General features: G+C 33.8%; 35 protein-coding genes and 1 riboswitch. Of the genes, 8 read left to right on the forward strand and 27 right to left on the reverse strand.

Annotation, left to right across the window (positions count from 1 at the left end; genetic code table 11):
* Window positions 1-56: 56 nt before the first annotated feature.
* The 10 genes from MHB74_RS15820 to MHB74_RS15865 form a co-directional block, all read right to left on the reverse strand.
* A complete protein-coding gene (locus tag MHB74_RS15820) occupies window positions 57-755 on the reverse strand; it encodes an endonuclease V (protein ID WP_061679943.1) in 699 nt (232 codons plus the stop codon).
* Entirely contained in the window at window positions 748-1,200 is a 453-nt protein-coding gene (locus tag MHB74_RS15825) for a toxin-antitoxin system YwqK family antitoxin (protein ID WP_050552468.1), read from the reverse strand. The genes MHB74_RS15820 and MHB74_RS15825 overlap by 8 nt, the downstream gene beginning before the upstream one ends.
* 1 nt (window position 1,201) lies before the next feature.
* Window positions 1,202-1,774 carry a YwqJ-related putative deaminase gene (locus MHB74_RS15830; RefSeq protein ID WP_061679925.1) on the reverse strand — a complete coding sequence of 191 codons (573 nt, stop codon included), beginning with the start codon at window positions 1,772-1,774 and terminating at the stop codon, window positions 1,202-1,204.
* Window positions 1,775-2,027: 253 nt separating this feature from the next.
* Window positions 2,028-2,345, reverse strand: a complete 318-nt coding sequence (locus MHB74_RS15835) for a DUF6572 domain-containing protein (protein ID WP_000268336.1) — start codon at window positions 2,343-2,345, stop codon at window positions 2,028-2,030.
* Between the two features lie 13 nt (window positions 2,346-2,358).
* On the reverse strand, window positions 2,359-2,982 hold the full coding sequence (locus MHB74_RS15840; protein ID WP_061679924.1) for a hypothetical protein: 624 nt from the start codon (window positions 2,980-2,982) through the stop codon (window positions 2,359-2,361).
* A 6-nt stretch (window positions 2,983-2,988) separates the two neighbouring features.
* Window positions 2,989-4,725, reverse strand: coding sequence for a hypothetical protein (locus MHB74_RS15845; RefSeq protein WP_061679923.1), 1,737 nt, complete (start codon window positions 4,723-4,725; stop codon window positions 2,989-2,991).
* Between the two features lie 33 nt (window positions 4,726-4,758).
* Window positions 4,759-5,085, reverse strand: a complete 327-nt coding sequence (locus MHB74_RS15850) for a hypothetical protein (protein WP_001198193.1) — start codon at window positions 5,083-5,085, stop codon at window positions 4,759-4,761.
* On the reverse strand, window positions 5,085-5,804 hold the full coding sequence (locus MHB74_RS15855) for a DUF5081 family protein (protein WP_061679922.1): 720 nt from the start codon (window positions 5,802-5,804) through the stop codon (window positions 5,085-5,087). Before MHB74_RS15855 ends, MHB74_RS15850 begins: the two co-directional genes overlap by 1 nt.
* 22 nt (window positions 5,805-5,826) lie before the next feature.
* The gene (locus MHB74_RS15860; protein WP_061679921.1) at window positions 5,827-6,132 is read right to left on the reverse strand and encodes a WXG100 family type VII secretion target; all 306 of its coding nucleotides are present in this window, start codon (window positions 6,130-6,132) and stop codon (window positions 5,827-5,829) included.
* Window positions 6,133-6,157: 25 nt separating this feature from the next.
* Window positions 6,158-6,580 (reverse strand): hypothetical protein, encoded by a 423-nt coding sequence (locus tag MHB74_RS15865; RefSeq protein ID WP_061679920.1) that lies wholly within the window; start codon window positions 6,578-6,580, stop codon window positions 6,158-6,160.
* 366 nt (window positions 6,581-6,946) lie between these two features.
* On the opposite strand from MHB74_RS15865, the gene MHB74_RS15870 reads away from it, so the two are divergent.
* Window positions 6,947-8,029, forward strand: a complete 1,083-nt coding sequence (locus tag MHB74_RS15870; RefSeq protein ID WP_061679227.1) for an S-layer homology domain-containing protein — start codon at window positions 6,947-6,949, stop codon at window positions 8,027-8,029.
* Window positions 8,030-8,176: 147 nt separating this feature from the next.
* On the opposite strand, the gene MHB74_RS15875 is transcribed toward MHB74_RS15870, so the two are convergent.
* Window positions 8,177-8,626: a VOC family protein gene (locus MHB74_RS15875; protein WP_061679226.1), complete on the reverse strand. Its 450-nt coding sequence runs from the start codon at window positions 8,624-8,626 to the stop codon at window positions 8,177-8,179.
* A 331-nt stretch (window positions 8,627-8,957) separates the two neighbouring features.
* Here MHB74_RS15875 and MHB74_RS15880 point away from each other — a divergent pair, with 331 nt between their 5' ends.
* Entirely contained in the window at window positions 8,958-9,368 is a 411-nt protein-coding gene (locus MHB74_RS15880) for a DUF4279 domain-containing protein (RefSeq protein WP_061679225.1), read from the forward strand.
* 101 nt (window positions 9,369-9,469) lie between these two features.
* On the opposite strand, the gene MHB74_RS15885 is transcribed toward MHB74_RS15880, so the two are convergent.
* The 4 genes from MHB74_RS15885 to phaZ form a co-directional block, all read right to left on the reverse strand.
* Entirely contained in the window at window positions 9,470-9,670 is a 201-nt protein-coding gene (locus tag MHB74_RS15885) for an NETI motif-containing protein (protein ID WP_000166305.1), read from the reverse strand.
* Window positions 9,654-10,850, reverse strand: coding sequence for an MFS transporter (locus MHB74_RS15890; protein WP_061679224.1), 1,197 nt, complete (start codon window positions 10,848-10,850; stop codon window positions 9,654-9,656). Before MHB74_RS15890 ends, MHB74_RS15885 begins: the two co-directional genes overlap by 17 nt.
* 113 nt (window positions 10,851-10,963) lie before the next feature.
* Window positions 10,964-11,197, reverse strand: a complete 234-nt coding sequence (locus tag MHB74_RS15895; protein WP_061679223.1) for a hypothetical protein — start codon at window positions 11,195-11,197, stop codon at window positions 10,964-10,966.
* A gap of 67 nt (window positions 11,198-11,264) precedes the next feature.
* Window positions 11,265-12,176, reverse strand: a complete 912-nt coding sequence (gene phaZ, locus MHB74_RS15900; protein WP_132133006.1) for an intracellular short-chain-length polyhydroxyalkanoate depolymerase — start codon at window positions 12,174-12,176, stop codon at window positions 11,265-11,267.
* 174 nt (window positions 12,177-12,350) lie between these two features.
* Here phaZ and MHB74_RS15905 point away from each other — a divergent pair, with 174 nt between their 5' ends.
* The 3 genes from MHB74_RS15905 (at window position 12,351) to MHB74_RS15915 (ending at window position 15,339) form a co-directional block, all read left to right on the forward strand.
* On the forward strand, window positions 12,351-12,767 hold the full coding sequence (locus MHB74_RS15905; protein WP_061679221.1) for a MarR family winged helix-turn-helix transcriptional regulator: 417 nt from the start codon (window positions 12,351-12,353) through the stop codon (window positions 12,765-12,767).
* A gap of 15 nt (window positions 12,768-12,782) precedes the next feature.
* Window positions 12,783-13,982, forward strand: coding sequence for an MFS transporter (locus MHB74_RS15910; RefSeq protein ID WP_061679220.1), 1,200 nt, complete (start codon window positions 12,783-12,785; stop codon window positions 13,980-13,982).
* Window positions 13,983-14,082: 100 nt separating this feature from the next.
* Window positions 14,083-15,339 (forward strand): serine hydrolase domain-containing protein, encoded by a 1,257-nt coding sequence (locus MHB74_RS15915; protein ID WP_061679219.1) that lies wholly within the window; start codon window positions 14,083-14,085, stop codon window positions 15,337-15,339.
* Window positions 15,340-15,393: 54 nt separating this feature from the next.
* Here the strand turns inward: MHB74_RS15915 and MHB74_RS15920 are convergent, their stop codons facing one another.
* The 3 genes from MHB74_RS15920 to MHB74_RS15930 are packed head-to-tail and all read right to left on the reverse strand — an operon-like array spanning window position 15,394 to window position 17,320.
* Complete coding sequence (locus MHB74_RS15920) at window positions 15,394-16,182, reverse strand: ABC transporter permease subunit (protein ID WP_061679218.1); 789 nt, start codon at window positions 16,180-16,182, stop codon at window positions 15,394-15,396.
* Window positions 16,179-17,084, reverse strand: coding sequence for an ABC transporter ATP-binding protein (locus MHB74_RS15925; protein ID WP_061679217.1), 906 nt, complete (start codon window positions 17,082-17,084; stop codon window positions 16,179-16,181). Before MHB74_RS15925 ends, MHB74_RS15920 begins: the two co-directional genes overlap by 4 nt.
* A complete protein-coding gene (locus MHB74_RS15930) occupies window positions 17,081-17,320 on the reverse strand; it encodes a PLD nuclease N-terminal domain-containing protein (RefSeq protein ID WP_061679216.1) in 240 nt (79 codons plus the stop codon). The genes MHB74_RS15925 and MHB74_RS15930 overlap by 4 nt, the downstream gene beginning before the upstream one ends.
* 125 nt (window positions 17,321-17,445) lie before the next feature.
* Between MHB74_RS15930 and MHB74_RS15935 the strand changes: the two genes are divergently transcribed.
* Complete coding sequence (locus tag MHB74_RS15935; RefSeq protein WP_061679215.1) at window positions 17,446-17,991, forward strand: transcriptional regulator; 546 nt, start codon at window positions 17,446-17,448, stop codon at window positions 17,989-17,991.
* A 171-nt stretch (window positions 17,992-18,162) separates the two neighbouring features.
* Here the strand turns inward: MHB74_RS15935 and MHB74_RS15940 are convergent, their stop codons facing one another.
* From MHB74_RS15940 to alo, 4 genes are all read right to left on the reverse strand, one after another.
* A complete protein-coding gene (locus tag MHB74_RS15940) occupies window positions 18,163-18,582 on the reverse strand; it encodes a DUF5360 family protein (RefSeq protein WP_061679213.1) in 420 nt (139 codons plus the stop codon).
* Complete coding sequence (locus tag MHB74_RS15945; RefSeq protein ID WP_061679212.1) at window positions 18,579-18,941, reverse strand: DMT family transporter; 363 nt, start codon at window positions 18,939-18,941, stop codon at window positions 18,579-18,581. The genes MHB74_RS15940 and MHB74_RS15945 overlap by 4 nt, the downstream gene beginning before the upstream one ends.
* A 14-nt stretch (window positions 18,942-18,955) precedes the next feature.
* The gene (locus MHB74_RS15950) at window positions 18,956-19,513 is read right to left on the reverse strand and encodes a TetR/AcrR family transcriptional regulator (RefSeq protein WP_061679211.1); all 558 of its coding nucleotides are present in this window, start codon (window positions 19,511-19,513) and stop codon (window positions 18,956-18,958) included.
* 240 nt (window positions 19,514-19,753) lie between these two features.
* The gene (gene alo / locus MHB74_RS15955; RefSeq protein ID WP_061679210.1) at window positions 19,754-21,292 is read right to left on the reverse strand and encodes an anthrolysin O/cereolysin O family cholesterol-dependent cytolysin Alo; all 1,539 of its coding nucleotides are present in this window, start codon (window positions 21,290-21,292) and stop codon (window positions 19,754-19,756) included.
* A gap of 407 nt (window positions 21,293-21,699) precedes the next feature.
* On the opposite strand from alo, the gene MHB74_RS15960 reads away from it, so the two are divergent.
* On the forward strand, window positions 21,700-23,046 hold the full coding sequence (locus MHB74_RS15960) for a short-chain fatty acid transporter (RefSeq protein ID WP_061679209.1): 1,347 nt from the start codon (window positions 21,700-21,702) through the stop codon (window positions 23,044-23,046).
* Window positions 23,047-23,086: 40 nt separating this feature from the next.
* On the opposite strand, the gene MHB74_RS15965 is transcribed toward MHB74_RS15960, so the two are convergent.
* From MHB74_RS15965 to MHB74_RS15980, 4 genes are all read right to left on the reverse strand, one after another.
* Window positions 23,087-23,440 (reverse strand): group-specific protein, encoded by a 354-nt coding sequence (locus MHB74_RS15965; RefSeq protein ID WP_061679208.1) that lies wholly within the window; start codon window positions 23,438-23,440, stop codon window positions 23,087-23,089.
* Window positions 23,437-24,012, reverse strand: coding sequence for an NAD(P)H-dependent oxidoreductase (locus MHB74_RS15970; protein ID WP_061679207.1), 576 nt, complete (start codon window positions 24,010-24,012; stop codon window positions 23,437-23,439). The genes MHB74_RS15965 and MHB74_RS15970 overlap by 4 nt, the downstream gene beginning before the upstream one ends.
* Window positions 24,013-24,035: 23 nt before the next feature.
* Window positions 24,036-24,425 carry an SWIM zinc finger family protein gene (locus MHB74_RS15975; RefSeq protein WP_061679206.1) on the reverse strand — a complete coding sequence of 130 codons (390 nt, stop codon included), beginning with the start codon at window positions 24,423-24,425 and terminating at the stop codon, window positions 24,036-24,038.
* Window positions 24,426-24,679: 254 nt separating this feature from the next.
* Entirely contained in the window at window positions 24,680-24,997 is a 318-nt protein-coding gene (locus MHB74_RS15980) for a hypothetical protein (protein ID WP_141435055.1), read from the reverse strand.
* A 40-nt stretch (window positions 24,998-25,037) separates the two neighbouring features.
* Window positions 25,038-25,136, reverse strand: a riboswitch (SAM riboswitch).
* Window positions 25,137-25,258: 122 nt separating this feature from the next.
* Between MHB74_RS15980 and MHB74_RS15985 the strand changes: the two genes are divergently transcribed.
* Window positions 25,259-25,450, forward strand: a complete 192-nt coding sequence (locus MHB74_RS15985) for a hypothetical protein (RefSeq protein WP_000544998.1) — start codon at window positions 25,259-25,261, stop codon at window positions 25,448-25,450.
* Between the two features lie 32 nt (window positions 25,451-25,482).
* Here MHB74_RS15985 and MHB74_RS15990 read toward each other — a convergent pair whose 3' ends face one another.
* Complete coding sequence (locus MHB74_RS15990) at window positions 25,483-26,205, reverse strand: YwiC-like family protein (protein WP_061679204.1); 723 nt, start codon at window positions 26,203-26,205, stop codon at window positions 25,483-25,485.
* Window positions 26,206-26,308 lie beyond the last annotated feature (103 nt).

Raw genomic sequence — 26,308 nt, forward strand, 5'->3', positions numbered from 1 at the left:
TTATATAAATGCATTCTACTTGTATTTATTGCTTAATAAATATAGAATACACTATTTTATCCTTCCATTAACTTCTTCCTCATTTTATGTGTTTCTAAATCTGCTAATCTAACAGGAATAGGTAAACGACTTTCATTATTAATACAGTTCATAACAATTTCAGTACTTGTATCTAAATCAATCCAGTTCCCACAAGAAACAAAAATAGGTTTAACATTTTTGGTCGTTCTTAAAGTTCGACCATAGACTTCATTATTTATTACAATATCAGTGTAAGATCCTTTTAGATTCTCTGGCATAATAAAATCTACATCTCGAATTTTAAGATAACTTTTTGCTACACCAATGGTTGGTTTATTTAGAAGAAAGGAAGCATGAGTAGCAATACCCATGTGACGATAATGTAAATATCCATTACCATCAAAAAAATATATATCTGGTTGCTTTGTTAGCTTTTTAACTGCCTCTATTATTAAAGGTAACTCTCTAAATGCAAGGAAACCTGGAATATAAGGGATTGGTATTTCTCCATAACTGTATACTTTTTCGACAACTTCCTTTGTACCATAATCAATGATTACAATACAACATGTACCATACTTAGTTTTATTCACATCCCAATAAGCCAAATCTACCCCTGCGATAAATTGTATCTCTTCTATTTGAAAATTATTTTCTAATTTAATTCTAGGTGATAATTCACTTTGGATTTTTGAAAACTCTTGTATTAATTTCTTTTCATCAAAATTATTCATTATCATCACAATCAGATAATCGGGTAATTAGTCCTAATTCCTCTTTTGTTGGAGCAACTTTTTGCCTAATTATATTCCCTTGTTTATCCCATTCAGTATATTTTAAACAAACGCCAAACTTAAACGTTCCTTCATATTTGAGTTCTTCGCTTTCATACCAAATTTTTCTTATACCTCTTGTTTGTCCTTTTATCATGTAATCTATAGATTTAAGTTTCCCATTATGGTGAAATTTAACATAATTACCTTCTTTAAAACCATTCTTATAATAACAGTAATACGCTAGATTCCCATTTTCATATAACTCATAAGCTAATCCAGTAAAAGGTTTTCCATCTTCATCTTCTGGGTTATCCAGCACTTCATCGCTGTAAGAGGTAAACCATAGTTCCTCATCAAAATCTATACCCTGTTCTAATACATATTCTTTACTTAATACATCCATCTTATTTTCCAATTTTTCTCACCTCTGAACTAAATTCAAATCCTTCAGTAATAAAATTACAATGTGGACAGGTTGGCATCATCATACCAGCCGGTTTCAATTTCTTACCAGATCTTACGACGTGGGTAATAAAATCTGTTGGCTGTGCGTTGGGATTCGCAAGTAATGCCTGATTCAAGGAGTATACCTCTGCGTGGGAACCTGCTCCATACGTAAATTTATAACCATCTCTAACACTACTAGGCATGTTCTCTATCCGATCCCTAATAATTGGGTGCAATGTAACTGGAATATCACCGTCAGTATTGTTAATTCCAAAATAATATTTTCCAGTATTTTTATCAAATGTTCCTGCAACCGCTGGACCCATTTCGTTTTTGGTTAGCCCTAATGTATTTAATCTTTCAACCTCTTTTTCTACAGCACCACGCAAATTAATTCTATGATTTAATTCTTGTGGAGTAAATCGACCATATTTATTACGCAAGTATTCTATTCTACTTAATTTTTCACTACTATTAGAAACTTCACCCGTACCCTTAGTTAAAACAAAAAGCGGTAACTGGGTTACCAATTACCGCTTACTCTTACTTACTTACTTACTTACTTACTTACTTACTTACAAGTATTCTCTCAATTAAAGTCAAATACTTCTTCAACATCATTTTTCATTAACTTTTATAATTATACATCAAGCCCATCTGTTACTTTCCCTTCACTTACTCAAAGCTAGGTAAAATAGTTTATTAAATTTACAATTCTACAAAACTTTTCCTTGTTTCAAAGATCTAACAAAATAAATTAGAACGTAAACAAGTCATAAAAAATTATTCTCCTGGTAAGTGAATATTGATGAATATGTCAGTATCATTTAATTGACTGGAAACTACGTTCAGAAATTTCATTCCATTTTCCGAAACACTATGTTGAAAATTTATATCAATTATTTTTTTCTCAAAGTTGTCTCCATAATCTTTAAAATACTGCTTATCTTCAATATACACTAAGTAATTATTAATTTTTTCTTGTAGTACGTCTAGATGCATGTCTTCATATTCCCAATCTAGATAGTCTATTATTAACAACTTTAGATTTTTACCTTCTACTCCAATTGCATCTATCTGATCCACATCTATAACTGCCATATTTTCTCCTATCCTATATATGTCTATTGCAATAATCTACAATGTACTCATATATATTTTTTTCTTCATTAATAAATCTTCCATATTGGTGTTTTTCTATTAGATTTTTTGCAATACTTTTAGCTTCTTTATACTTTCCTGTATTTATTAATAATAACATATCAACAAGGTTATAATCATAAAGTTGATTTTTATCCGAAGATTTCGAGAAAAAAAGAAAATCTTCAAAACCTTCAAAAGACTCTACAGTCTGCTCCAAATATTCATAGCATTTACCTATTAATTCATTAGCAACATCTCCTAGACTTTCTACATCACCATATTTTACATCATTGTAAAAAGCCTCAAATCCGTCAACTTTGTATGCACCGTTTGCTCGTAATCCAATAGGTTCATTACTATTAGATTCCATATTAAAAACTTTCCAAAAAATATCATCTGTTATATATGGCTTCACATACCCTCTAATTCTAACAATATCATTTTCCAAACCAGTCGCACCAATATGCATATATATAAAATATTGTCCTATTTTCTTATAATAAATTCCACCTCTTGATTTTAGTTTATATTTTTTCAATTCTTTTTTTATCGAGGCACTAATCCTCTTATCTAAATCTTTTCTTTTAAGTTTCATATTATATCACTCCCTTATGTTGGGTCTAACGATTTTAACAGCAGTCCCAGGCGGAATCTCGACTCCATTAATAAATATCCCCTTCCCTTCTCCTACAATAACTCCTCCACTTTCAAGTAATTCCACAAATCCATCTCTTTGATTTGAAGTTAGTGGAGCTGTAGCAGAAGATTTATATTCTTCTATCAACAATGCTCCTGTTTTTTTATCATATCCAATTGCATCTACTCTAATTTTTGTTCCGTCCTTAGTTACAATTGTTATCTGTTCTTGAACATCAGTAGCCACTTTCTTAAATTCATTAATTGCTTCTATTTCAAAATCTCTTCCTTGATTCCGTAGTTTCGCCCACTTATCAGAAGCTTCTTTCCAATCTAATCGGTCACGAACATTTTTACCAGATTTAGTATTTCTTTTTACATAATCTTGATACTTAGATTCTAATACATCATCAAAAAATTTCCCACTTGAATCAAGTCCAGCGACCTTATTACCAGTATTCTCTACTCTTTTACTAGCAAGAGAAGCCTCTACACCCTTAATCTTATCATCTATAATCTTATTACTTTCTGTATGATGCTTATTCACCCAGCTTTGAAAATCTGTACCACCTTGTTTAGATATTAGTAAGCCATTTCCGTCAACTTCAAAACTTGCCGATTTGGCTGTCCTATCATCTATGCTTTTGGCTATTTTTTCGCCAAGTTGATACATCTTTTTATTTCCGGATTTCTCCATTTTAAGGCTCGCTAGTTTCAAACTGTCAAGCATAATAGCTTTATTATCACGCAATGATTGTACCACATTTCCACCCAAATTTGGATTAAAACCAGGCATTCCTTCTTTGTATTTTAATAATTTCGCTAAATCAGCTAATTCACTCGTGCCTTTGAATGCTTTTACTCCTTTTCCTACTGCTCCAACAACTGGGATTGCATCTAATCCGCCAAAAATGATGTTTCCTACCCGCTCTTCTTGGCTCAATTTCCGGTGTGTTCCCCAGTCTTCTCCGTCGATACCGCTTTTGATTTGTACAGCGCCGTATACAACTGCCGCAGCGGTTCCGAGTGGTGGGCAAAGGATTGTTGTGATGATGATTCCTAGGCCTATTCCTATGTCTCGCACCATTTCTAGTTTTTTCTGTTCATCTTCTATCGATTTGTATTCAAATCCTCGTGTGGATGGGACTACTTTCTTGTATTCTTCATAATTTAATTTTGCATCTGGATTTTGTTTTTTTAGTTCTTTGTATTCCTCTCTCAGTACGTTATCAAATGCAGGTGAATCTCTAAAAATATCTTCTACTGTTATTTTATCTTTTTTTGTTTTTATTGTTTGTGGTACACTTCCGTACCCTGCGTGCGCATCTGGTAATACTGTCGTTGTTGTGGAGCCAATTCGGTTATTTGTTTCGAAACTGAGAATAGATGTATCTCTCATTTTTTGAGCGAATTTATCCATTTCTACTAAAAAAGGTTTATCTATATGTTCAGAGACCAATCGCCCTGCTTCTCCGCAATATCTTTGTAATGTCGAATAGCTATCAAGTAATTCCCCGATTTTTTGCGATTGATCTTTTGGGTTAAAATGTATACTGCCATCTGAGTCTAAATCTCGTATTCTTCCATCAATTTTTTTCAATAATTCATTTGCGCGCTGTAATTTTATGAGTGCATCTTTTGTAATTCGATTCATACCATCCCCCATGTTTTGCCATGGTTCAGGTCTATATTTCACATCCATTTCGTTTTCATCCCCCCAGCCGTATGGTGATTTCTACAACTTACTTAATATTTCACGTAATTGTTCGTCCTTTTCAAGCATTTCTACACATGCGACCCTTACAAGTCTCGCCGACCTAGAATAGTGTTCAGCAAATTCAAGCGTTTTGTGTAATATATCAGGATATTTTTCAATTACTCTCATCGCTTCACCTTTTTGATAAAAATCACTGCTTAATAAACTCTCAATATTCGTTCCAATGACGTCTACATGGATTTTATATATATCTTCTAATTTCATTACTATATCAAGTAGTTCTTGAAAATTAACTAATACTTCTTCTCCACCACCAGAACCACCGTCTCCCATTGATACTTGCATTATTCAATACCTCCTAACGAAAATTGTCTCGGGTCAATTAATTTTTTATACGGCATTTTTAACACGTCATACAATTTCTTATTTACCGCATAGAGACTCACCCAGTCATATCGATTACGTTCTACGTCTATTTGAACGTAATCTTCTCCTTCAGTGAAATATAAGAAACATTCCCATTTTCCTCCTCTATTACTACGAGGCCTCGTATACGTTTCTATCGCTATAACATCTTTATTTGATAAATCTTTTTCCTCAAATGTTTGTTGTTCTGTTTCTGTCATTCTCTTTGAGAAAAATGTATCTTCTATGTCCCTCGGTTCTCTCAATAAGAAAGGGATGCGTGTTAATAAGGAAAAATATACGTCTGGCTTTGGTATGTAGTCGATCTCGTATTTTTTATTTGGTTCTATTTCTGTTAATACAGCCACTCGGTCTTTATCCTCTTTCAAAAAGCCAATTAATACATTATTCATTCTCGTGTATTCATGACAATTTTCATATTCCTTTAATAGCTCAATTATTTGAAAAGCTGCAGGGGTAATTCCATTTTCACTTGTAAGTAAGCCTTTTTCTTTTAAACTCGTAGTTGCTTTCGTGACACATTCTTCATCAAGTAAAATAATTACGTCACGGTTTGGCAATCCAAATATATCCGTAACCCCAGCTGCACCTGCGAGAACATATAATTCAGCAGGTGCAAAATTCATTTCTTTTCCCATTCTTTTATCCCTCATTTCTCCATCACAACTGTTTTATCGCCCTTACTTCCGATATATCGCCATACGCTTGAATACTTTTCTCTAACTCTTTCAAAGCTTTCGTATGTCCTTCAAATGCCTCTACCATTTCTGAGTTATATTGAATGATTAAATCTAGATAACTTAAAAAGGCATCTCTCGTTTTTCCATTCCATTTCGCACATGTAACGTACGCTTTTAAGTTTTTCGCTTGATTTAAAGAATCTTTCATGCCGTTCTCTATGTTTTGTGCGTAAGAAATGGCACTTGCAGTATTACTTCCTATAATTTCAACCTCTTTACCACTCATATTGATTCCCCCATTCTTTGTATGCTTAATGGATAAGTTTTTCAATTTCCTTTTTCTTTTCTTCAAAAGCCTTGGTCGCTGCAGCGTATGCTGACGCTTTTTCCGCTTCTGCTTTCGCTTTATATTCCAAATACTTTGCATAAGCTGTACCTATCGCAGACCCAACATCGCTTAATGCACTTTTAAAGTAGGATAATACTGTATGTAAGTCTTCATCCTTTTCATGACGTTTTTGTTCAAATTCAACTGCCGGAATTTTATTAGCTTCTAAGCCATTACTTTTACTCTCATAATCTCTCTTCGCTGATTCAGCATCTTGAATAAAGCGTTTTAACTCTCTTTCTTGATCTTTTAAATAATCATGTAATTTATCATACTGATCTCGTTTCCTCGCGCTTTCTGTAAAACCCGATGCATTTAAAAAAGCATTATACAATTCATCTAACATCTTTCTCCCCCTTTATTACAATAACTATGTAGTTAAATTCGTATATTTAAACATGAATATTCATTACATTAAGAATTAATAAACAATTATTTTTGCATATTGCTATTTTATCAAAGGGGTTTTAACATTTCCATATTTTATAAAAAGCTTTCGCGTTTTTCTTCAGTTAAATAGCAATGAATATTTATCATCTAAAAATTATAGTTTCATATAGATTATTGAAATTTTATCCACATTAAGGGAATGAATGACAAATAACCATCATTTACATGTTATAATTACGATGTGTACATTTAGCTGCATTAGATGTATATGTGTAATACGTATATTTAATAAAGTTAAATTAAACTGGGGAGGCTTTCGCAAATGAGCAAGAAAACAAGCAAAGCTAAAAAAATTTTGGGATTCGTAATCACTACAGCACTAGCAACTACAATGATGGTAGGCACAGCAAACGCACAAACAACTACGAATAACTATAAAGTAGCTGGCAATGCGAACACTGCATTTACAGATGTACCAAAGGACCACTGGTCAAAAGATGCTATTGATTACTTAGCGTCAGCAGGACTTTTTAACGGATATGGAAATGGAAAATTTGGTTTTGGGGATAATATTACTAGAGGCCAGGTAACTTCTTTAATCGCTCGTCATTTAGGTTTAACAGCAAACAATGAACAGAGCAATATGTTTAACGATATTAAAAATCATATGTTTGAAAAAGATATTAAAGCGATTGTACAGGCTGGAATTATGACAGGTGATGGAACAGGTGCTTTTCGTCCAGATGATGCATTAACTCGGTATGAAATGGCAGTAGTATTACAAAAATCATTTCAATTACAATCAAAAGGACAAAGTAGCTTTAAAGATGTACCTCAAGATCATTGGGCCTATGAATTTGTAAATACGCTACGTAGTAACCGAATATCCTACGGTGATGAGGCAGGTAATTACAATGGCAACATGCTTGTGAAACGTGAGGAATATGCACAATTTTTATATAATGCAATAGCAAAAAACAGAGATTATAATTTCAACATCAATTCAAAAGAAGAAATGAAACAAATGTTAACAACAGCTTTACAGAATGGAACGTTTGGTCCATTTAAATTAAATTCATTGGGTAAAGATATATCTGACGTAAAAAAAGAATATGGAGTGCCTGATGTTTTGAAAAAAGCACCATGTACAGAATGTGATGCACCTAATACAGCGGTATACGGAGATTATAATATTGATATGTACCCTTCGGACGCTAGATATATATGGGTGAAAATGGATATCTCTATTAACGAATTAAAAGAGTGGTTTGGTGAACCAGATGAAATTGGAGGGGATATGACTAGCGAAGGCTTTATATATAATCGAGGAAGCTATTCTCTTTATTTCAGCTTCTCTGATGGTTATATTCAACGCGCTGAGATCGCTAAAATTGAAAATCATTAATAGGTTACAAGCAATATAAAATATATAAAGTATAAAAAAATCCTTCAAGAACGTGGCTTTTTTTGAAGGATTTTATTTTGTTCCTATCTATTTAACATAATACAAAGCTGTAAAACTACTACTGATTAAAGTTTCACTTTATTTTTCTTAGTGCTCCGCATTCCATTCACTTAAATACGTTGCACATTCTAGTTCATCTGGATCATCATCTAGCATAGAAATAAACTCTAATTTATTTCCATCACAATCTAGAAAATATACGCTTGCAGCTGGCATCCACCTTTGGACAATTGGTTCTCGATTTCCTTTTCCCTGACTCCCTACTACCTCTATTCCACGCTTCTCTAACCACAATTTGGAAGTCTTTAAAAACGCTAAATCTACACGAAAAGCGAAGTGTTTCGTCTCAAATTCTTCATTACTATGTACTTCCCATAATCTGAGCATTTGCTTTTTCTTTTCTCCTACCCAAAAGAACGCAACTCGTCTTTTCGATAGTTTTCTTGCTACTGTTAAGCCTAACTTATTTTGATAGAAATCTATCGCCTTTTCTAAATTTCTTACATGTAAATGGGTTTCGTATATGCTTTTTATCATTATATATTTCCCCTCTACCTTCTGATTTTTAAAAAATTTTGTTGTTTTTATCATACAAATTAATATATTTTTAAGCATCCTACTTTTGTATAATTTTTCTTTCCTACAAAGGTATAGGTATCAGCTTTAACTAATGTCCCAACGCCGGAATTCAATACAATGAAACTAGTGAGCTTTTATGAAAAATTGGCTCTCTACTTTTCTCCCATTAGAAGCTTTACTGCCCATTAAAGCGGGATAAAAATTCTATTTACATTCATAAATTTTTATAATGTAATAAAATTAACATTTTAATAATAGAGGAGGAACCTTTCTGGATAAAACCAAAGTTATGGCTTATTTTAGTGCAACGGGTGATATATTCCCCCTTGAAGCAATTACTGACGCCCTAAGTATCGAGCCTACAAGAACTTATAGAAAAGGAGATGTTGTTGCAAGACGTGATAATCCGAATCTTGTATTCACCAAAAACCTATATAGAAAAGAGACGGATTGGACTTTAAGCACTGGATACCAAGAGTCCTACGATATAAATAATCAGTTGCATATTATTCTAAAATCTCTTGAAGGAAAAACAGAACAATTAAAATATCTCAAGAAGAAGTATGATTTACAGTTTCTTTTTATGGTAGTCATTCAAGTGGAGAATAACGAATCACCCGCGATGTATTTACAAAAAGAGATTATTAATTTTGCTAGTTCCATTCAAGCAGAAATTCATTTTGATCTATATATTTGTTAAAAATAAAAACGCTATTGATATTGGAATCAATAGCGTTTTCTTATGGGACTATATGTTTTACCTTGCTTGTACCCAAAAGCAATTTCTTTTTATATAACTTCTTACTTCAATTTTCCCTCAAATACAATCTTTCTACCACACGGTTCAACTTCTGTTTTGCCGTTTTTCTTCACTTCATGAAAGATTGGCTCTTCCATGCGACGAGACGGTGCATAGCCTTCTTGTTCCATACGTGCTAAGCAGTCTGTAATTGTTTCGTTTTCGAGTACTTCAAATTTCTTTTTATTAGGTTGTTTTGTCATGCCCTAACCTACTTTCTATTTTTCTTGATGCGAATTGATTCTTCATGTAGACCATATATACCATTGCGAGAATTCCCATTATAATCATAACCGCAATAAAAAAGCTTGTATACTGTATTTTTTCTATAAATACGCCGCCTAATACAGGTCCCATAATACTTCCTAGACTAAAAGCGATTCCAGATAATATATTACCCGCTGGTAGTAAATGTCTCGGTAATAAATCTGTCATAAATCCAAGACCTAATGAAAAGCACGATCCAATGACCATACCAGCTAATAGCATACAGGCAAAGACGATCCAGTAATATTGATCAAATACTGCTGCGAGCAGGAAAATACCCGTACTTACGCTGAACGTCCACGTTAAAATACGATCTCTTCCGTATTTATCACTTAATATACCGAGCGGAATTTGTGTAATAATGCCCCCAACTGCAAACGCTGGTAATAAGAAGGATACTTCTGAAACAGACCATCCCTTTCGAAGCGCGTATACTGGTAAGTTACTGTTTAACATTGCTTCCAGTACGCCATATGCAAGTGGTCCAAGTAATGCAATCCATCCTAATCCAACAACTTGTTTATAACGAGAAAATGATGATTCGCTCTTCACTTCTCTTTCATCTTGCGCTGGGAATGCATTTTTCGTTGGCAGTAGTAAAAGCCAACCTATTAAGCAAAGTATAGTAGATATAATAAATGGTGTTGCAAGACCGTACTGCACAGTGCTTGCTAAATACGGACCAACGGCAAAACCAATTCCGAAGAATACACCGTATATCGATACTTGTCTACCAATTTTACTCGGGTCTGATGTTGTCGTAATCCATGTTTGTGTTCCGACATGAAGCATATGATCTCCGACTCCAACTAAAAATCTAAGAATAAACCATACCCAAAATGAAAAGGTTTGTGTAAAGAAGAATAATGAAATAATAACGAGAAACCCACCAATAACGATAATTGGCTTCATCCCAAACTTTTGCATCGGTTTTTCAAGAAACGGTGAAATAACTAATATCCCAATGTATAATGCCGTCGCATGAATACCGTTAATACTTGAACTAACCCCTTCTTGTTCAAAAATCATTGCAATGGCAGGTAATAGCATCCCTTGTGATAAACCCGAGATTGCTACAATTCCAACCATAATCCAAAAAGTAAAACGCATCGACATCCTCTTCCCTCTCCTTCTCGCACTTTCCACTTTTCATTATAAACTGTTTCTTCAAATGCGTGTACGAATATTCACAATAAAAAAGAAGCTAAAAGAATGAACCTTTTAGCTTCTTATCCTTCCCAAACTTGTGCTTTCACGTTGTTATGAAATTGCTTAAAATACGGATTTTTATAAAATGCAGTTCCGTATGCGTATTGCTGTGCGTTAGTAATTGGTGGCTGCGTATGTTGCATTTCTAAAGGAACTACAGCTGGTGAAACTTGCATATACAGCGGATCTATCACCATTTTTGTATATACATGATAATTATATGGCGAATACGCGACTAAAAATGGGTGGTGCATTGACATTCTCCCCTTTTGCATACAAATGTTATAGTATATGCAATACTTTTACTTTCGGGGATTATTCCTATTCTAACCAATCCTCAACATGTTTTATAAATACATCTAAACAATCTATAAACGGTGAGTGTCCGCAATCTTCTAATATCTTCAACTCTGCATTTGGCAAATGTTTTGCTAATTCCTCACCGACTACTTGCGGTACGACGTAATCTCTGTCACCTTGTATGACGAGTGTTGGAGCTTTAATATGATGAATTTTCTTATTTCCCTCTACAACCCCGTTATGTTCATCCGAAATATTAAATGTAATGAGCGCATAATTCACATCTACGAAATTACGCTGCGTCAACATATCGTCTAAATACTTTTCATAACGATCCGGTTCAGGTTGATTATGTGTATATATTAATAGATTCCATACTGTACGATAATATAATTTATTCATATTTTTTATCGCATCTAGCACTGGAGCAATTTGTACGGGATCTTGTGCAACCTCTTCTTTCGTCTTTACTAAACTTGATACGATTGGCTGCCCGTTTATATCTTTTTTAAAAATTGGATATCCCTTCATGCCCACTGATTCTACTAAAATTAACTTTTCGACAAACGTTGGATGATTTGCTGTAAATTGCATCGCAACACCTCCGCCCATTGACCAGCCCATTAATGAAAATTTCTCTAGTTTTAATTGATCGATAAATAGTTTTACGTCTTCTGCAAAGTCTTGTAATGAATCTATCGATTGATTATATGTTGATTGGCCAAATCCTCTTAAATCAAGAGCGTAAATATGGTATTGATCTTGCAACTTTTCAATAACTAAATCCCAGTGTTGTGACGATGTCATGTTCCCGTGAATGAGTACAAGAATTTCTGTATTTTGCCTTCCAACTTCCTGATACGCAATCGTTTCTCCGTTCGATAGTGAAACAAACTCCATTGTTGCAGGCTTAATCATCACAAGTTCCCCCATTCTTTTTAATAGAAAGAAAATTCTTTACTTACTTAAAGAATAACATGCAGAATGTATGTTCTCAACATAAAACCTATACGAAATTTTTACATAAATCAACATGTCTATTACTAGACAATTATAATAAAAAAGTATATAGTTAGCTAGGTAACTAATTTGAAAGGATCTAACTATATGGACGAAAAACAACATTTTTTTCACATTGTCAGCCAGACTTCTCGAAAATTCACAAAGAAATTTAATGAACGCGTATCTCCAACTGGGCTATTTAGTGCACAATGGGCCGTTATTTTCCGCATTAATCAAACCGGTTCTTGCACGCAAACAGAATTATGTCAGTATTTAAATGTTGAATCACCAACGATGACTCGTACGTTAACACGTATGGAGACGATGGGTTGGATTATTCGTACTGAAGGAAAAGATCGCCGTGAAAAGCTCATTTCTTTATCAGAAACAGCGATAAAAATGATTCCGATATGGCAAGAAGAAGTTGATACTTTTGAAGAAAAGACACTAGAAGGTATTAACCAAGATGAGTTACACCAAGCATTTCAAGTGTTACAACAAATCATTAAAAACTTAGATTAAATTGGAGGGATGACGATGCAAAGTGAGAAACTTTGGACGAAGGATTTCCTCGGAACTTGTTTTAGTAGTCTATTTCTCTTCTTAACATTTTATATGCTTATGACTACTTTACCTATCTATGTAATAGACGGCCTAAAAGGAAAACCTGAGGAAATTGGTTTAGTTGCAACTGTTTTTCTTATTTCATCTGTTTTATGTAGACCATTTACAGGAAAATGGCTTGATGAATTAGGAAGGAAGAAGATTTTATTTATTTCACTTTCATTATTTTTAGCTGCTACCGTTATGTATTTCGGTGCGCAAAGTTTATTTTTATTACTTGCCCTTCGCTTCTTACATGGTATCGGGTTCGGTATGGCAACAACAGCCACAGGAACAATTGTAACTGATGTTGCACCAGCTCATAGACGAGGCGAAGCACTTGCATATTTCGGCGTATTTATGAGTTTGCCGATGGTAATTGGTCCTTTTTTAGGTTTAACAATTATTTCTCATTTTTCATTTACTGTACTATTTATCGTTTGTTCCGTATTTTCATTGCTTGCATTTTTATTAGGACTACTTGTAAATATTCCGCATGAAGTACCAGTGAGCAAACAAAAACGAGAAAAAATGAAATGGAAGGACTTAATTGAACCAGCCTCTATTCCGATCGCTCTGACAGGATTTGTTTTAGCCTTTTCTTATAGTGGTATTTTATCCTTTATTCCTATTTATGCGAAAGAGCTCGGTTTAGGAGAAGTTGCTAGTTACTTCTTTATTTTATACGCACTCGTTGTTGTAATTTCTCGTCCATTTACAGGAAAGATTTTCGATCGCTTCGGTGAAAATGTACTTGTTTACCCAGCTATCATTATTTTCACAATTGGGATGTTCATTTTAAGCCAAGCGCAAACTCCGTTTTGGTTCCTTGGTGCAGGTATGCTAATCGGTTTAGGGTACGGAACATTAATTCCAAGTTTCCAAACGATTGCGATCTCTGCCGCTGCAAACCATCGACGTGGTTCTGCGACAGCTACTTACTTCTCATTCTTTGATAGTGGTCTCGGTTTTGGTTCTTTCATTTTAGGTATCGTCGCAGCGAAATCAAGTTACCATAATATGTATTTTATCGCAGCTATTATCGTTGCATTCACTTTACTTCTCTATTATGGATTACACGGACGAAAACAAAAATTCAAGAAACAACATACAGACGGAAAAGTTTCCGCTTAACATGAATAAGGAAAGTAAACTTCCCCGTTTACTTTCCTTATTTTGTATTTCTTTCACTAGAAGCGTATACTTATAATAGAAATAAAAAGGAGGGACCCCTATGAAACTTAAAAAATCTCCCCTACTCTTACTCATAATCACATTTATATTTGTAATTACAGGGCTCGGTTTTACATACTTCAAACATAATAAAACAATCCCATCGAAAAATAACGTGACGAAGAAAAATTGGTTAGATGATCCTTACTTACGTTGGTCGTATACACATATGAAAGAATTCACTTTAATTAACGAGGTGAAAAATAACCCGGATCAAGTATCCCACTTCTCTACCGCATTGCAAAACTTAGACGATTTTGCTGTAGAGCGTAGATTTGGAACGACTCCTCTAAAAAAACTTTTAGACGATAATAAAACGGATGCTTTTGTCGTTGTACACAATGGACAACTTGTATATGAACGATATTTCAATGGGTATAAAGAGAGTGAACCTCATGGCATGGCGTCATTAGGGAAGGTCTTTACCGGTGCAATTATACAATCGCTCGCTGAAGAAAACCGTATTGACTTAGAAAAAACAGCTGACACATATATAAAAGAATTAAAAAATACACCGTTCGGTAATGCCACACTTCAGCAATTAATGGACATGCAAGTTTCTGTAGAATATCCTACTCACGGATATGAACATCCAGCGTTAGAAAATCAAGATGCACAACTATATTTAGCGAGCAATATTTTGCCTCGAGGTAAAAACTACGACGGCCCGATGAAAATTTATGATATGTTACGAGAAGTAGAAGAAACTGAACTGCCTGGTTCCGATTTTTCTTACGATAACGGGTCAGCTGAAACACTCGCTTGGGTGATTCGAACGATCACTGGTAAATCATTAGCGGAAAATGTTAGCGAACGAATATGGTCTCAAATTGGTATGGAAGAAAACGCGTATTACGTTACAGATGAAACAAAAGTAGAACAAGCAAGTGCAGGCTTAAATGCAACTGCTAGAGATATGGCGAGATTCGGGCAATTACTATTAAACAACGGGGAATATAACGGAAAACAAATTCTCCCTTCTTCTATTTCTGAAGATATAAAAAATGTCCAAGAAGGTGAACTTGCAGTTGGTCCTGGAGCTTCCATTTCTTATCATAATCAATGGTGGATTCCGCACAATGAACAAGATGCTTTTGAAGTGTTAGGTAGTTACGGACAAACCCTTTACATCGATCCGACAGCAAATATGATCATCGTCCACTTCTCTTCTAACGCTACACCAAGTAATGAAATCCATTCAGTTTACTCAAATATGTATATTGATATTGCACATCATTTAGAGAAGCTTCCACAGTAGTGGAAGCTTTTTCTTGTCGGGGTGTTTTACTTAAAACCATTATCCTCATAACGGTTATTCATCATTAAACTTTTTATTAGCAATCCAATAATACGTTATGAAGATTGTCAATAAAATCCAAACTATAGTTAGTAATCCAGTAATTATTGCGTTTGAATTTACTCCCCCCGTAACTAACGTTTCCATTGCATACTTACTCATGCTGGCTGGATTAAGCTGATCCATTATTGGATTCAAACCGGCGATTACTCTACAGGCTAAAAGGAAAACAATTGAAATTAACGCAATCATACCTTGACTGTGAAAAATAGCACTTATCATTGTTGTGAAAGATACGATAAAAAGAACCCAAATTAGATAAAATAGTAATCCAGTAATTAGTTGTGCAAATGAAACAGCAGTAAAAAGATAATTTACATATAGATAAGAAGTAACGTATCCAATTGTTACACTACAAGCTACCATTAAATAGTTCGACACTATTTTCCCACCTACATATGAAGTAACAGTAACGGGTCTTGTTAAAATAAAAGCCAACATACCATTTGCTTTATCTGTTTGAATAGTACCCATCATAGAAATCACTAGAATCATAAGTCCAAGCTGATCAAACTGGGATCCCAAAGTACTCGCTAATACTTCGCCTCCTTTTTGTGCTGCCATACTTGGATCAATGGTAATTCCCTGTCCTCCACCTAACGCTTCTAAAATTGATGGTAAATAATGAGTTACTATCGGTTGTGTCGCGCCTAAAAATATAAAAACAATTGGTAGCCAAATGATCTTAAAATCACGTAACATTTGAACACTTTCTTTTTTTATCAATACAATTGAGTTATTCATTTTTTCACCACCAATTTCAAGAAAATTTCTTCTAAAGTATCGTTGTTCATTTCAAATTTAACGATGTCCACTTTTTGTTCGAGTGCATTTTGCAATAACATATTTTTATTTATTTCAATACTTTCAACCTTCACTTTGATTTTAAGCCCAACCACTTCAACGTCCTTCACATACGGTAATTTTTTTACAACTTCAATCCATTTTTGATCTTTAGCTGTTATTTCAATCATTAATTTATTTTCACTATTCCGGTGTAAAAGTTCCGTAATCGTTGTATCTTCTATTTTTGCTCCATCTTTTATAATGACAAATCGTTCACAGATTTCTTCTGCATCGCCTAATATATGGGTTGATAATAAAATGGTTGTATCTTTTTTTATTTCTTCAATTAAATTCAATACTTCCCGTCGGCCGATTGGATCTAATGCGGATACCGGTTCATCCATGACAATAAGTGACGGTTTATGCAATAATGCTTGTGCAATACCAAGTCGTTGTTTCATTCCACCAGAAAATGTACTAACCTTTGCGTTTTCTTCGCCCCTTAGTCCAACTTTCTCCAAAATCTTTGGAATCGACTTTGACAATTCTTCTTTTTTCAAACCCGAAAGTTGGCCCATAAAAGTAAGCGTTTCTCTCGCTGTCATCCAATGAAAAAAATTAGGATATTGCGGTAAATAACCAATTTCACTTTTCATTTTTGATATTTTTATCCCATTCAATAAAACTTCACCAGCAGTTGGATGAATAATATCCGAAATTACTTTTATTAATGTAGATTTTCCTGCTCCGTTTGGTCCAATTAATCCGACACATTCCCCCGCTTGCAGTTCCATCGAGAAATTATTGACAGCAATTTTTCTTTTAAATACTTTTGTTACATTTTTAATCTCTAATTTCATAATTTCTCACTGTCCTTTCTCCCTATAACGAAGTAGAAAATAGGTCCCAATATATTAACGAAAAGAATAATGAACGTCCATACAATTACATTTTTTCTTGTTTTTCTATGTCGGTATAAATCAATGAACGCAATGAAGACTAAAAGTGCCCCCACTGCAATAACTGGCAATATAATGGGTAGAAAAGTCATAATATCAATGTCTTTAAGATCATTCAATCCATAGTGTAGTTGCATTATTGTCATTCCTCCCTAAATTCATTCTCATTATTGATAATGATAAAACATAAACGAATGAATTGCAAACATTATTCTCATTATTTATAATGAGAATAAAAATACATAATAAATAAGGTGAGCGAATGAGTAATAAAGTTGAAATTTTAATGCATCCGGTAAGAATGAAAATTTGCCAAGTGTTAATGAGAAATAAGGAAGATGGGCTAACACCATTAGAAATGGTAAAAATCATTAAAAATGTACCACAAGCAACATTATATAGACAGCTACAAACTATGGTTGATTCTGGTATCGTCCATGTAATTAAAGAAAAAAAGGTGAAATCTGTTTCTGAAAAATATTACGCAATTAATGAAGAAGATGCAAAAATTGAAGGAAGTGAATGGAAAGGCTTATCTGATAATGAAAAGTTAAACTACATTTCCTACTACCAGTTATCACTTATGACACAATATCAAAGCTATCTTAAGAAATTAGAAGAACAAAACAGTCAAGAAGATAGTGCTACTTTTTCTGTAGTAGAATTAAAGCTAAATGAGGAACACTTTGGAAAATTTCAAAACGAGCTTAACGAATTAATGATTAAATACTACAATAGCCAAAGTACAGACGAAGAAATTAAGGCTCCAGTTCGGACCATCGCTATTACAATTATTCCAGAAACGTGAACTCACTCAACATATATAATACAAGCCGATGCTTCCTTGCCATAGGAAACATCGGCTATCTTCATTTCGAAATTTTTTTGACTTCTGCTGTATGGCTGGCGAAAAAACTGATCTAGAAGCTGAAATGTTTTAAAATCTAGAATTCGAATGTGCTTAAAGTTATTATCTATATTACATGAATTCTTTTCTCGCATTAATCTCATACGATCCACACTCTCTCCAAACACTTTTAAAAAAGAAGCATGAATAAACTAATAAATATAAATTAGGAATCCACCAAGACATATCAAAATCTAAACGGATTGTCCAAAATGCTAGAGCTTGTAACCCTGAACAAAAAGTTAAAATTAATGATAAGAACGCAAAATGGCTCCAAATATGTTTTTGTTTAGAATGTAAATATAAACTTAGAAATCCCGTTAACGAGATTAACAAATCTAAGGGTAAAAAAGACCAGTTCCATGCTACTAAAATAGGGTCTTCATAATCTTTAAACAAATATTCTTGCGGAATCATATGAGAAATTGTTATGAGCCAATATACAACAAACCCAAAATCAGTAATAAAGAAAAAATACTTTAATTGATTCAATGTATACGTTCCTCCACCATTTCTTTTTTCTTCGCTTCATGTGCCGTACTATTAAAATTTAATATTACGACTCCAATTAAAATAAAAAGAATTGCTAGTATCTTAATTATATTGATACTTTCTCCAAAATAAATAAAACCAATTGTCGTGATCGTTACAATTCCCATACCTGACCAAACCGCATATGCAACGGACATCTCCATCCCCTTTAATGCGAATGACAGAAATACAAAACTTACTACATAAAATACAAAAATAAGTATGCTTGGTACAAGTTTCGTTAATCCATCAGAGAGTTTCATCGCAGTTGTACCTGCTACTTCAAATAAAATTGCTAAGCATAAATAAATCCACTGCACTATTCTCCCACCTTCTACTCCAGATTAGAAATTCCATACAGCAATATGTCCATAATAGATTCAAGTATACTCCCTAATGTATAATCACTCTTTTCAATAAACATCGGATCATATATGCGATTCAGTGCTCCCAAATATATTTCAATAAAAAACGGAATTTGCATTTTTCTTATGCTTCCTTCTCTCATTCCCTTCTCTAATAAACCGATTACAGTAGACCAGCCTTCACGTAAAAACTGATCTAATTTTAACCATTGATTATAATGATGTTTTTTTAATTCTACTAATAAACGTGCATCCATGAATTTAAATTGTTGTGGAATGCAAATTAAGATGAGTCTTATTTTTTCAACCGTTTGTAACGTATCATCTTCAGCGATATTTTTTTCCTTTTCTTGAATACTTTCTATTACATGACGAATAACTTCATCTACTATCTCATCTTTTGAAGAGAAGTGCTCATAAATTGTCCTCTTACTCACAGCTAATTGTTTCGCTAAGTCACTTATTGTAAATGTAAACCCCTTCGTTTGAATTTGTTGACTTGTTTCTGTTACTATTCTTTGTTTCATAATCCGCCCCCTAAACCATTGGTACCAACTTAGTTTTTATGGTACCAACTCATTTTACAATATTTAACACATTTCACACAACTCTTATTTTAAATTTTCTGTTTTTTAAATCGAAACAGGTAAAACATAAGAGCGATGAGATTCATACCTTCATATTCAACAATCAAATGAATGTATAGAAAGTATCAGTCACTAAGCACTACTAAAAAGCGCCCTATAAACAGGGCGCTTCACTCCAACCTAATGACTAATATTAGCAGTTGGGTATAATGTTGTTCCTCCAATTGAAACCTTTATTTCATTTGTTAACGGAACATTTTGTTCATTAATAATTGTTCTCCACCATTCCCATGCAAGACCTGTACATTCTCTTGCTACAATTTTTATATTTTTTGAATTTGGTGGAAGAGGAATAACTGTAGAGTAATGAGCTGTTTTGTCTTTGCCACTACCTTCCCATGTTTTATGTGTTAGTACTTCTTTCCCATTTTGATCAAATGTGAATTCATCCCAAGATACATCAAATTGAGCAACGTAAGCACCGTAATGATCAAGTGTCATTTTAGCACTTGAATATTCTGTAGTTGTCGTCTCGATATAATCTGTATTGTTATGAACAGCAGCAGTTGCATTATCTTTTAAGAAAGTGCTTGTATATGAAATTGGGTATGCTGGATTTTTAAAACTTAATTCAGCATTATCTTTAATGATATTTCGGATTTCATTGAAATCTTTTGTAACAACCTTGTTATGCTCTTTTGCATCTCCGCCTAATACGACAGCAGTAAAGGTACTTTCTTCAAAAATATCTTTGTACTGTCCACTCGTTTCGACGCTGTTATTCTTAAGTAAAGCTTTAAAAGCAGCTTGTACATCTTTACTCTTAGATGTTGTTTCTAATTTTACATAAACCGTTCTACCATAAGCTATATTTGAGACCATAACAGGTGGAGCTGAATTACTTACTCCTTTACGAGTTAGCTCATCAAAAGTAACACTATTATCAAATAGATCGGATGGATTGTTAGGTAGTTCAGCACTTACGGTATAGAATATTTGCTTATATGCCGCTACCATCACTTTTTTCTCTCCATTTGCAACCGCATTAAAATCAATGTTTAGACTGTTATCAAGATATTTAGCATTAACATTAAGAGCACTTGCGATTTGTGATTTACTATAAACCATAGATTCTGTATACTGCATTCTTGCAGGTAACGTATGTGTTGTCGAATACTTTTCATTCCAAGTAGATACTAAATCGTCTACTGCTCCAGCTACATTACCATATGTCGGATTTTGTACAGTGATTGTATTTTCTTTTCTCATGCCAGGTAAGTCTATACTAATATTCAAAGGCTTTCTCTTAGCCACTAATAAACTCGGTTGATTGTCTGCAAAAGCTTTATTAGCAAGTTGTACAGCTCCTGGATACGTGCGATTCGCTACAGAATCAATAATCGAAATATCGACTGGTGATGTTGTAAGTGATTTTTTCTCGCGTTCCACTACTACAAATTTACCATTTGAATTGATACTTTCTTTCGGAACAAAACTCTCTACTTTATCACCATTTACAGCTAAAACCTCTTGATTATTATATGTAAGGCTTGCTATACCAGTATCAATGCCATTAGCATTTTTAGTTATGTCAGTTGCATTACCGGCTTGTGTTTCTGCGAAAGAAATAGATGAATAATTAAGAGTGCACAGACTAACTAATAAACATGCAAGGAACTTTCTTCTCTTGGTATTTTTCTTATTATTCAGAAAAATCACCCCATTCTTTTTTAGTAAGATATAATAATAATTGATACATGATAGCTAACTAATAAACTTACATAAACGCTTTTAAAAGTTCTTGAACTAAAGGAATTACTCCACCTAAAAATTTTAAAACTGCCATTGCGATCTCCATATTACTTCCTCCTCTTTGCTGTATTAAGATGTGTTGTATATTTATGCTTTCATTATAATAAGCTTTTGCATTTGCATCAATTCATTTTTATATGCAATATTTCATATTGAGGAAAAGCAACTTTTTCTGTCAGGGTGATGATGGTACTACTCTTCTTGACAATATTTCAATCCCTCTAAAAAATATCAGAATTTTCTAATTCTAAAAGGTTATAAACGAAACAACCTCGAATAATTGTAATACATATACATAAGGAGGTTGATCTATTTTGTTTCGTTCTTTTACAAATGGTTGCGTCGCCTTAGTGCAACGTTTCTTGCCAGAGCCGTTTATTTTATCATGTTTATTAACTGTTTTTGTTATTTTCTTCGGCATGTTTGCGACTCACCAAACACCTGTGGAAATGATTAATCATTGGGGTAATGGAATTTGGGGACTTCTCGCCTTTTCTATGCAAATGGCACTTGTACTCGTGACAGGATCTGCTTTAGCAAATGCTCCCCTCATTAAAAAAGGATTAACGAAAGCGGCCAAACTACCGAAAACGAATGGACAAGGTATTATTGCCATTTCAATCGTAAGTTTACTAGGGGCATACATAAACTGGGGATTTGGTATTGTTGTATCTGTTTTATATGCAAAAGAAGTGGCAAGGCAACTTGAAGGATTAGATTATAGACTAGCCATTGCTTCTTCTTACTCTGGATTTCTCATTTGGCATGCGGGACTTTCTGCTTCTATCCCTCTTACGTTAGCAACTGGTGGTGAAACGTTAATTAAAACGACCGCTGGAAGTATTAAAGAAGCGATTCCCATAACAGAAACGCTATTCTCACCATACGCTCTCGTTCCAGTTATTATTTTTCTCGTTACGATGCCTCTCATTAATAAAGCGATGCATCCAGATGAAAAACATACGATAACTGTAGATCCTAGCGTATTCCATGAAGAAGCTGCCGCTCAAGAAGTAGGTAACAATACATTCGCTGAAAAAATGGAAAATAGTATCATTATTACACTTTGCGTTGGATTGTTAGGTCTCATTTATATTTTCAATTACTTTTATACGAAAGGCTTTAACCTTACGCTAGACATCGTTATTTTTATGTTATTAATTGCTGGACTTATTTTCCATCATACTCCGATTCAATATATTCGTGCCTTTTCAGACTCTACGAAAAGTGCTTCTGGTATTTTACTTCAATTTCCGTTTTATGCTGGAATTATGGGAATGATGATTGGAGCAAATAGTGAAGGACTTTCACTTGGAGGAGCTATTTCGAATTTCTTTATTAGCATTTCAAACGAAACGACTTTCCCGCTCTTCACTTTTTTAAGTGCTGGCATCGTTAATATTTTCGTTCCATCTGGTGGTGGTCAATGGGCTGTGCAAGCACCCATTATGATTCCAGCTGGCGCTGAACTTGGTGTACCTGCTGCAAAAACAGCAATGGCAATTGCGTGGGGCGATGCTTGGACGAATTTGATTCAACCATTCTGGGCATTACCGGCATTAGCGATAGCTGGTTTAGGTGCTCGTGATATTATGGGATTTTGCGTTGTTAACTTACTATATGCAGGATTTATCATTAGTCTATGCTTCTTATTTATTTAAACGAAAAGCTAGTTTTATACTAGCTTTTTTACATAATAAATCACTTATTTCCCACGCAATTTATTACGTCCTCCCACTCTATCTCCGTAAGATATAACGCCTCAAATGCAAAAAAGTCTTCACATACTTTTTCAATTACATGTGGATTGTTTTTAAGGAAATTCCACTGTAACGCTTTAGGAAGAAAATACGTTTCATATTCTTTACTTCCTCTTACTACCTCATCCACTTCTCTTTCACAGATTCCTCTTATTAAATAATCATTTCTTAATTGAATCTGTATTTGTTGAAACATTTCACTACATTTCTTCAATTGGATTAAACAATTAATATATGTACGGAAAAGTTCATTATCATACTGACAACAATTTATTATACGTTCCATTTCACTCATAATGTACGAGCCTTTTCTTCTATTTGTAATAACCACTTCTCCCGCTTCTCTACTTTACTCGTTTTCACAGATTGAAAAACTGACCGTTTTATATCGCGAATGCCGCAAAAACGTAACACACCTCGCTTCATCATAATCCAATCTGCTGATCGATATAATAGTGCGACGTACCATAACGGTGAATCTAACGTATTAATTACCCATGCCTTCTTACCTTTCAATAAGCCTTTCGGCAAGGCTCCTTCATATTTATAAGCAAATCCAGCAACGAAAATGCGATCAATAAATCCTTTTAAAATAGCAGGCATCCCCCACCACCATACTGGATATATAAAGAGAAGCGTATCTGCTTCTTCCACTAACGTTCTGTACCGAGCTGTTTCTTCTTCATTTACTAAATCACGTCTTTTTTTCTCCTCATTAAATACAAGAATTGGATCAAATTGTTCCTTATATAAATCAAGTACCGTAACCGAATGATTTGTTTTTTGTAATCCTTTTTGCACATGCTTTAAAATCGCCGCGTTAAAACTGGAAGGACTAGGATGAGCGTATACAATTAGTACATTCACTACAAAACAACTCCCTCTATAAGTTAAGGTTTCCCCTTCTTTAACATCTTCTCTACAATTTGCACGTTTTTTGAACTTTGTAATAAACGGTTTAATACGGTAAGTAACTCTTCCTTGTCTAAAGCTTTCAATTTCTCTTTCACCGTACTCTCACCAGCACTTTGAATATCATAAACAACTGCGGCCATATGCTTGCAAAGATTCTCATAAGGACACTCGCAGCTACTTTCTGTAAAATCTTCAAGGTCAATAATTACTTCATAATTCCCTGCATTTCCAGTAACGAAAGCAAATATTTTCTTGTCTTGTATTTCAACATCTTCTACATGTCCCTCTTCATAATATTCATACCCTTTATCCAAAATGTACTTAGGAATCCATTTCGTTATATCCTGTAATAAGTAAGCGTACATAACAACACCTCTTCCTTTAATTCCCTTTTGACTTCCATAACCCCTGCATGTTATTCTAATAACTGTCAAATAGCAAGTCTATATGACAAAACGACTGACACCTATTCGGCGGAGGTGTCTCTTTTCATTTGCAGCCGATATGAAGTGCCTCTTTCAGGCACATTCAATCTTTGACACTACACACTCAACACCATTCCCTTGTATCAGGCTGCTTAAGCAGTCTTTTACTCTACATACTTCAAAAAAAAGAGAGCTTAGCTCCCTTTTCTCGCCTTATAAAATACCCCTTTTTCAGTATAGAGATATTCATCAGCTAATGTAATTTTCCCATCCAGTTTTAGTTCATCTAATAGTCTTGATAAATAAAATTGATGTAACATCTTTTTCGTGAATTTTCCTTCATGATGCGAAACGATATGTTCTTGAATATCTAACAATGATATTGGCTTATTTTGCTCTATCATATATTCATAAACTGTACTACGCAGTTTTACGTATTTTTCGAGTGTCACAGTAATGCGCAACCCCTTTCTTCTTAATATAAATTTTCGTAATCGGTTTTTTTGCAACAAAAAAACCTCTCCGATAAGAAGAAGTTACGTATATATCTTCGTCTTATCTCCCAGAACAAATATGTTCTGCTGGAATTAGCACCTGCATCGCGGTTGCTGGGTTTCATCGGGCCAGTCCCTCCACCTCTCTGGATAAGAAAATATTCACTTAATTCTTACTATACGTAATTTCATTTTAATTGTCAAACAAATATAACAAATAATATTTTCTTCTTTACTGCTCATACTATACATATATGAATATGCAAGGAGGATTATGAAATGCACGAAAATGCTCGCGGATATGTACAAGATTCATTTCAATCATTACAAGAAGCAAAACATTGTTTAGAAGCAGCACTACAGACTGTGGAAAAAGATTTTAATCGCGCACGTATTGAACAATCCCTTTATGCGATCGAACAAGCTATTCAACGTTGTGATTACACGGTTCACATTTTAGAACAAGATTGAAAAAGCTTCCCATCATAAGGTGGGAAGCTTTTTCAAATGGCATACTTCATAATTATTACCGTTATAATTAAAAAATATACAGAATTAGCAATTTCTAAAATACCTACTTTTATAATAGAAATCTTTTTACCGTACAACATAATTGCCCGAATGACACTCGGTATAAAAATAAGAGAGCACCACGGATTGATAGCAAATACGATGATTGTTAATAGAATATGATACCCCCATGATATAAAACGATACTTCGGGTTATTTTTCTCACGTATCATCGTTTTCACATAAAACGTACTTCCTAAAAAATATAAAAATGATATAAGCGCAATAAATAGTGCTGTTTTATCTATAAGTTTCATTGAAAAATAATAACTAACTAAACCGCCAATACAGAAAACAATAATGGCACTAATGTCATTAAGTAACGCTCTTTCATTCTTTTGACGAGCGTAATACATATTTACAATAAATAATGGAATCATTACTACTACGAATAAAAGAATGCGCCATTCATATAATAGAGAAATCATTCCAAATACGAACGCGATGATAAAATATACAATTGCAGCATGTAACAACTCTTTTTTTCGTCTTTGCTTTATGTATGTAAGAAATGGATACGTAGCTAAATAGATAAAGAACCAAGCTAAAAACAATGGAATATGATACATAGTAGGTTTTCCAAGTATGACACTTAATAGAAATGGTATAACGAGCATGGCCCATGCACCATGTTGCTTCGGAATAACTAACTTCATTAACTATACACCTCCCTTTTGAAAATAGTTCTCACCTACTATTATACAAATAATTTCATATAATAACGGACATATATTGAATCGATTTTTTGACAATAAAAAA

It is taken from the genome of Bacillus sp. FSL K6-0069, from assembly GCF_038007785.1.
In the GTDB taxonomy this organism is placed as follows: domain Bacteria; phylum Bacillota; class Bacilli; order Bacillales; family Bacillaceae_G; genus Bacillus_A; species Bacillus_A mobilis.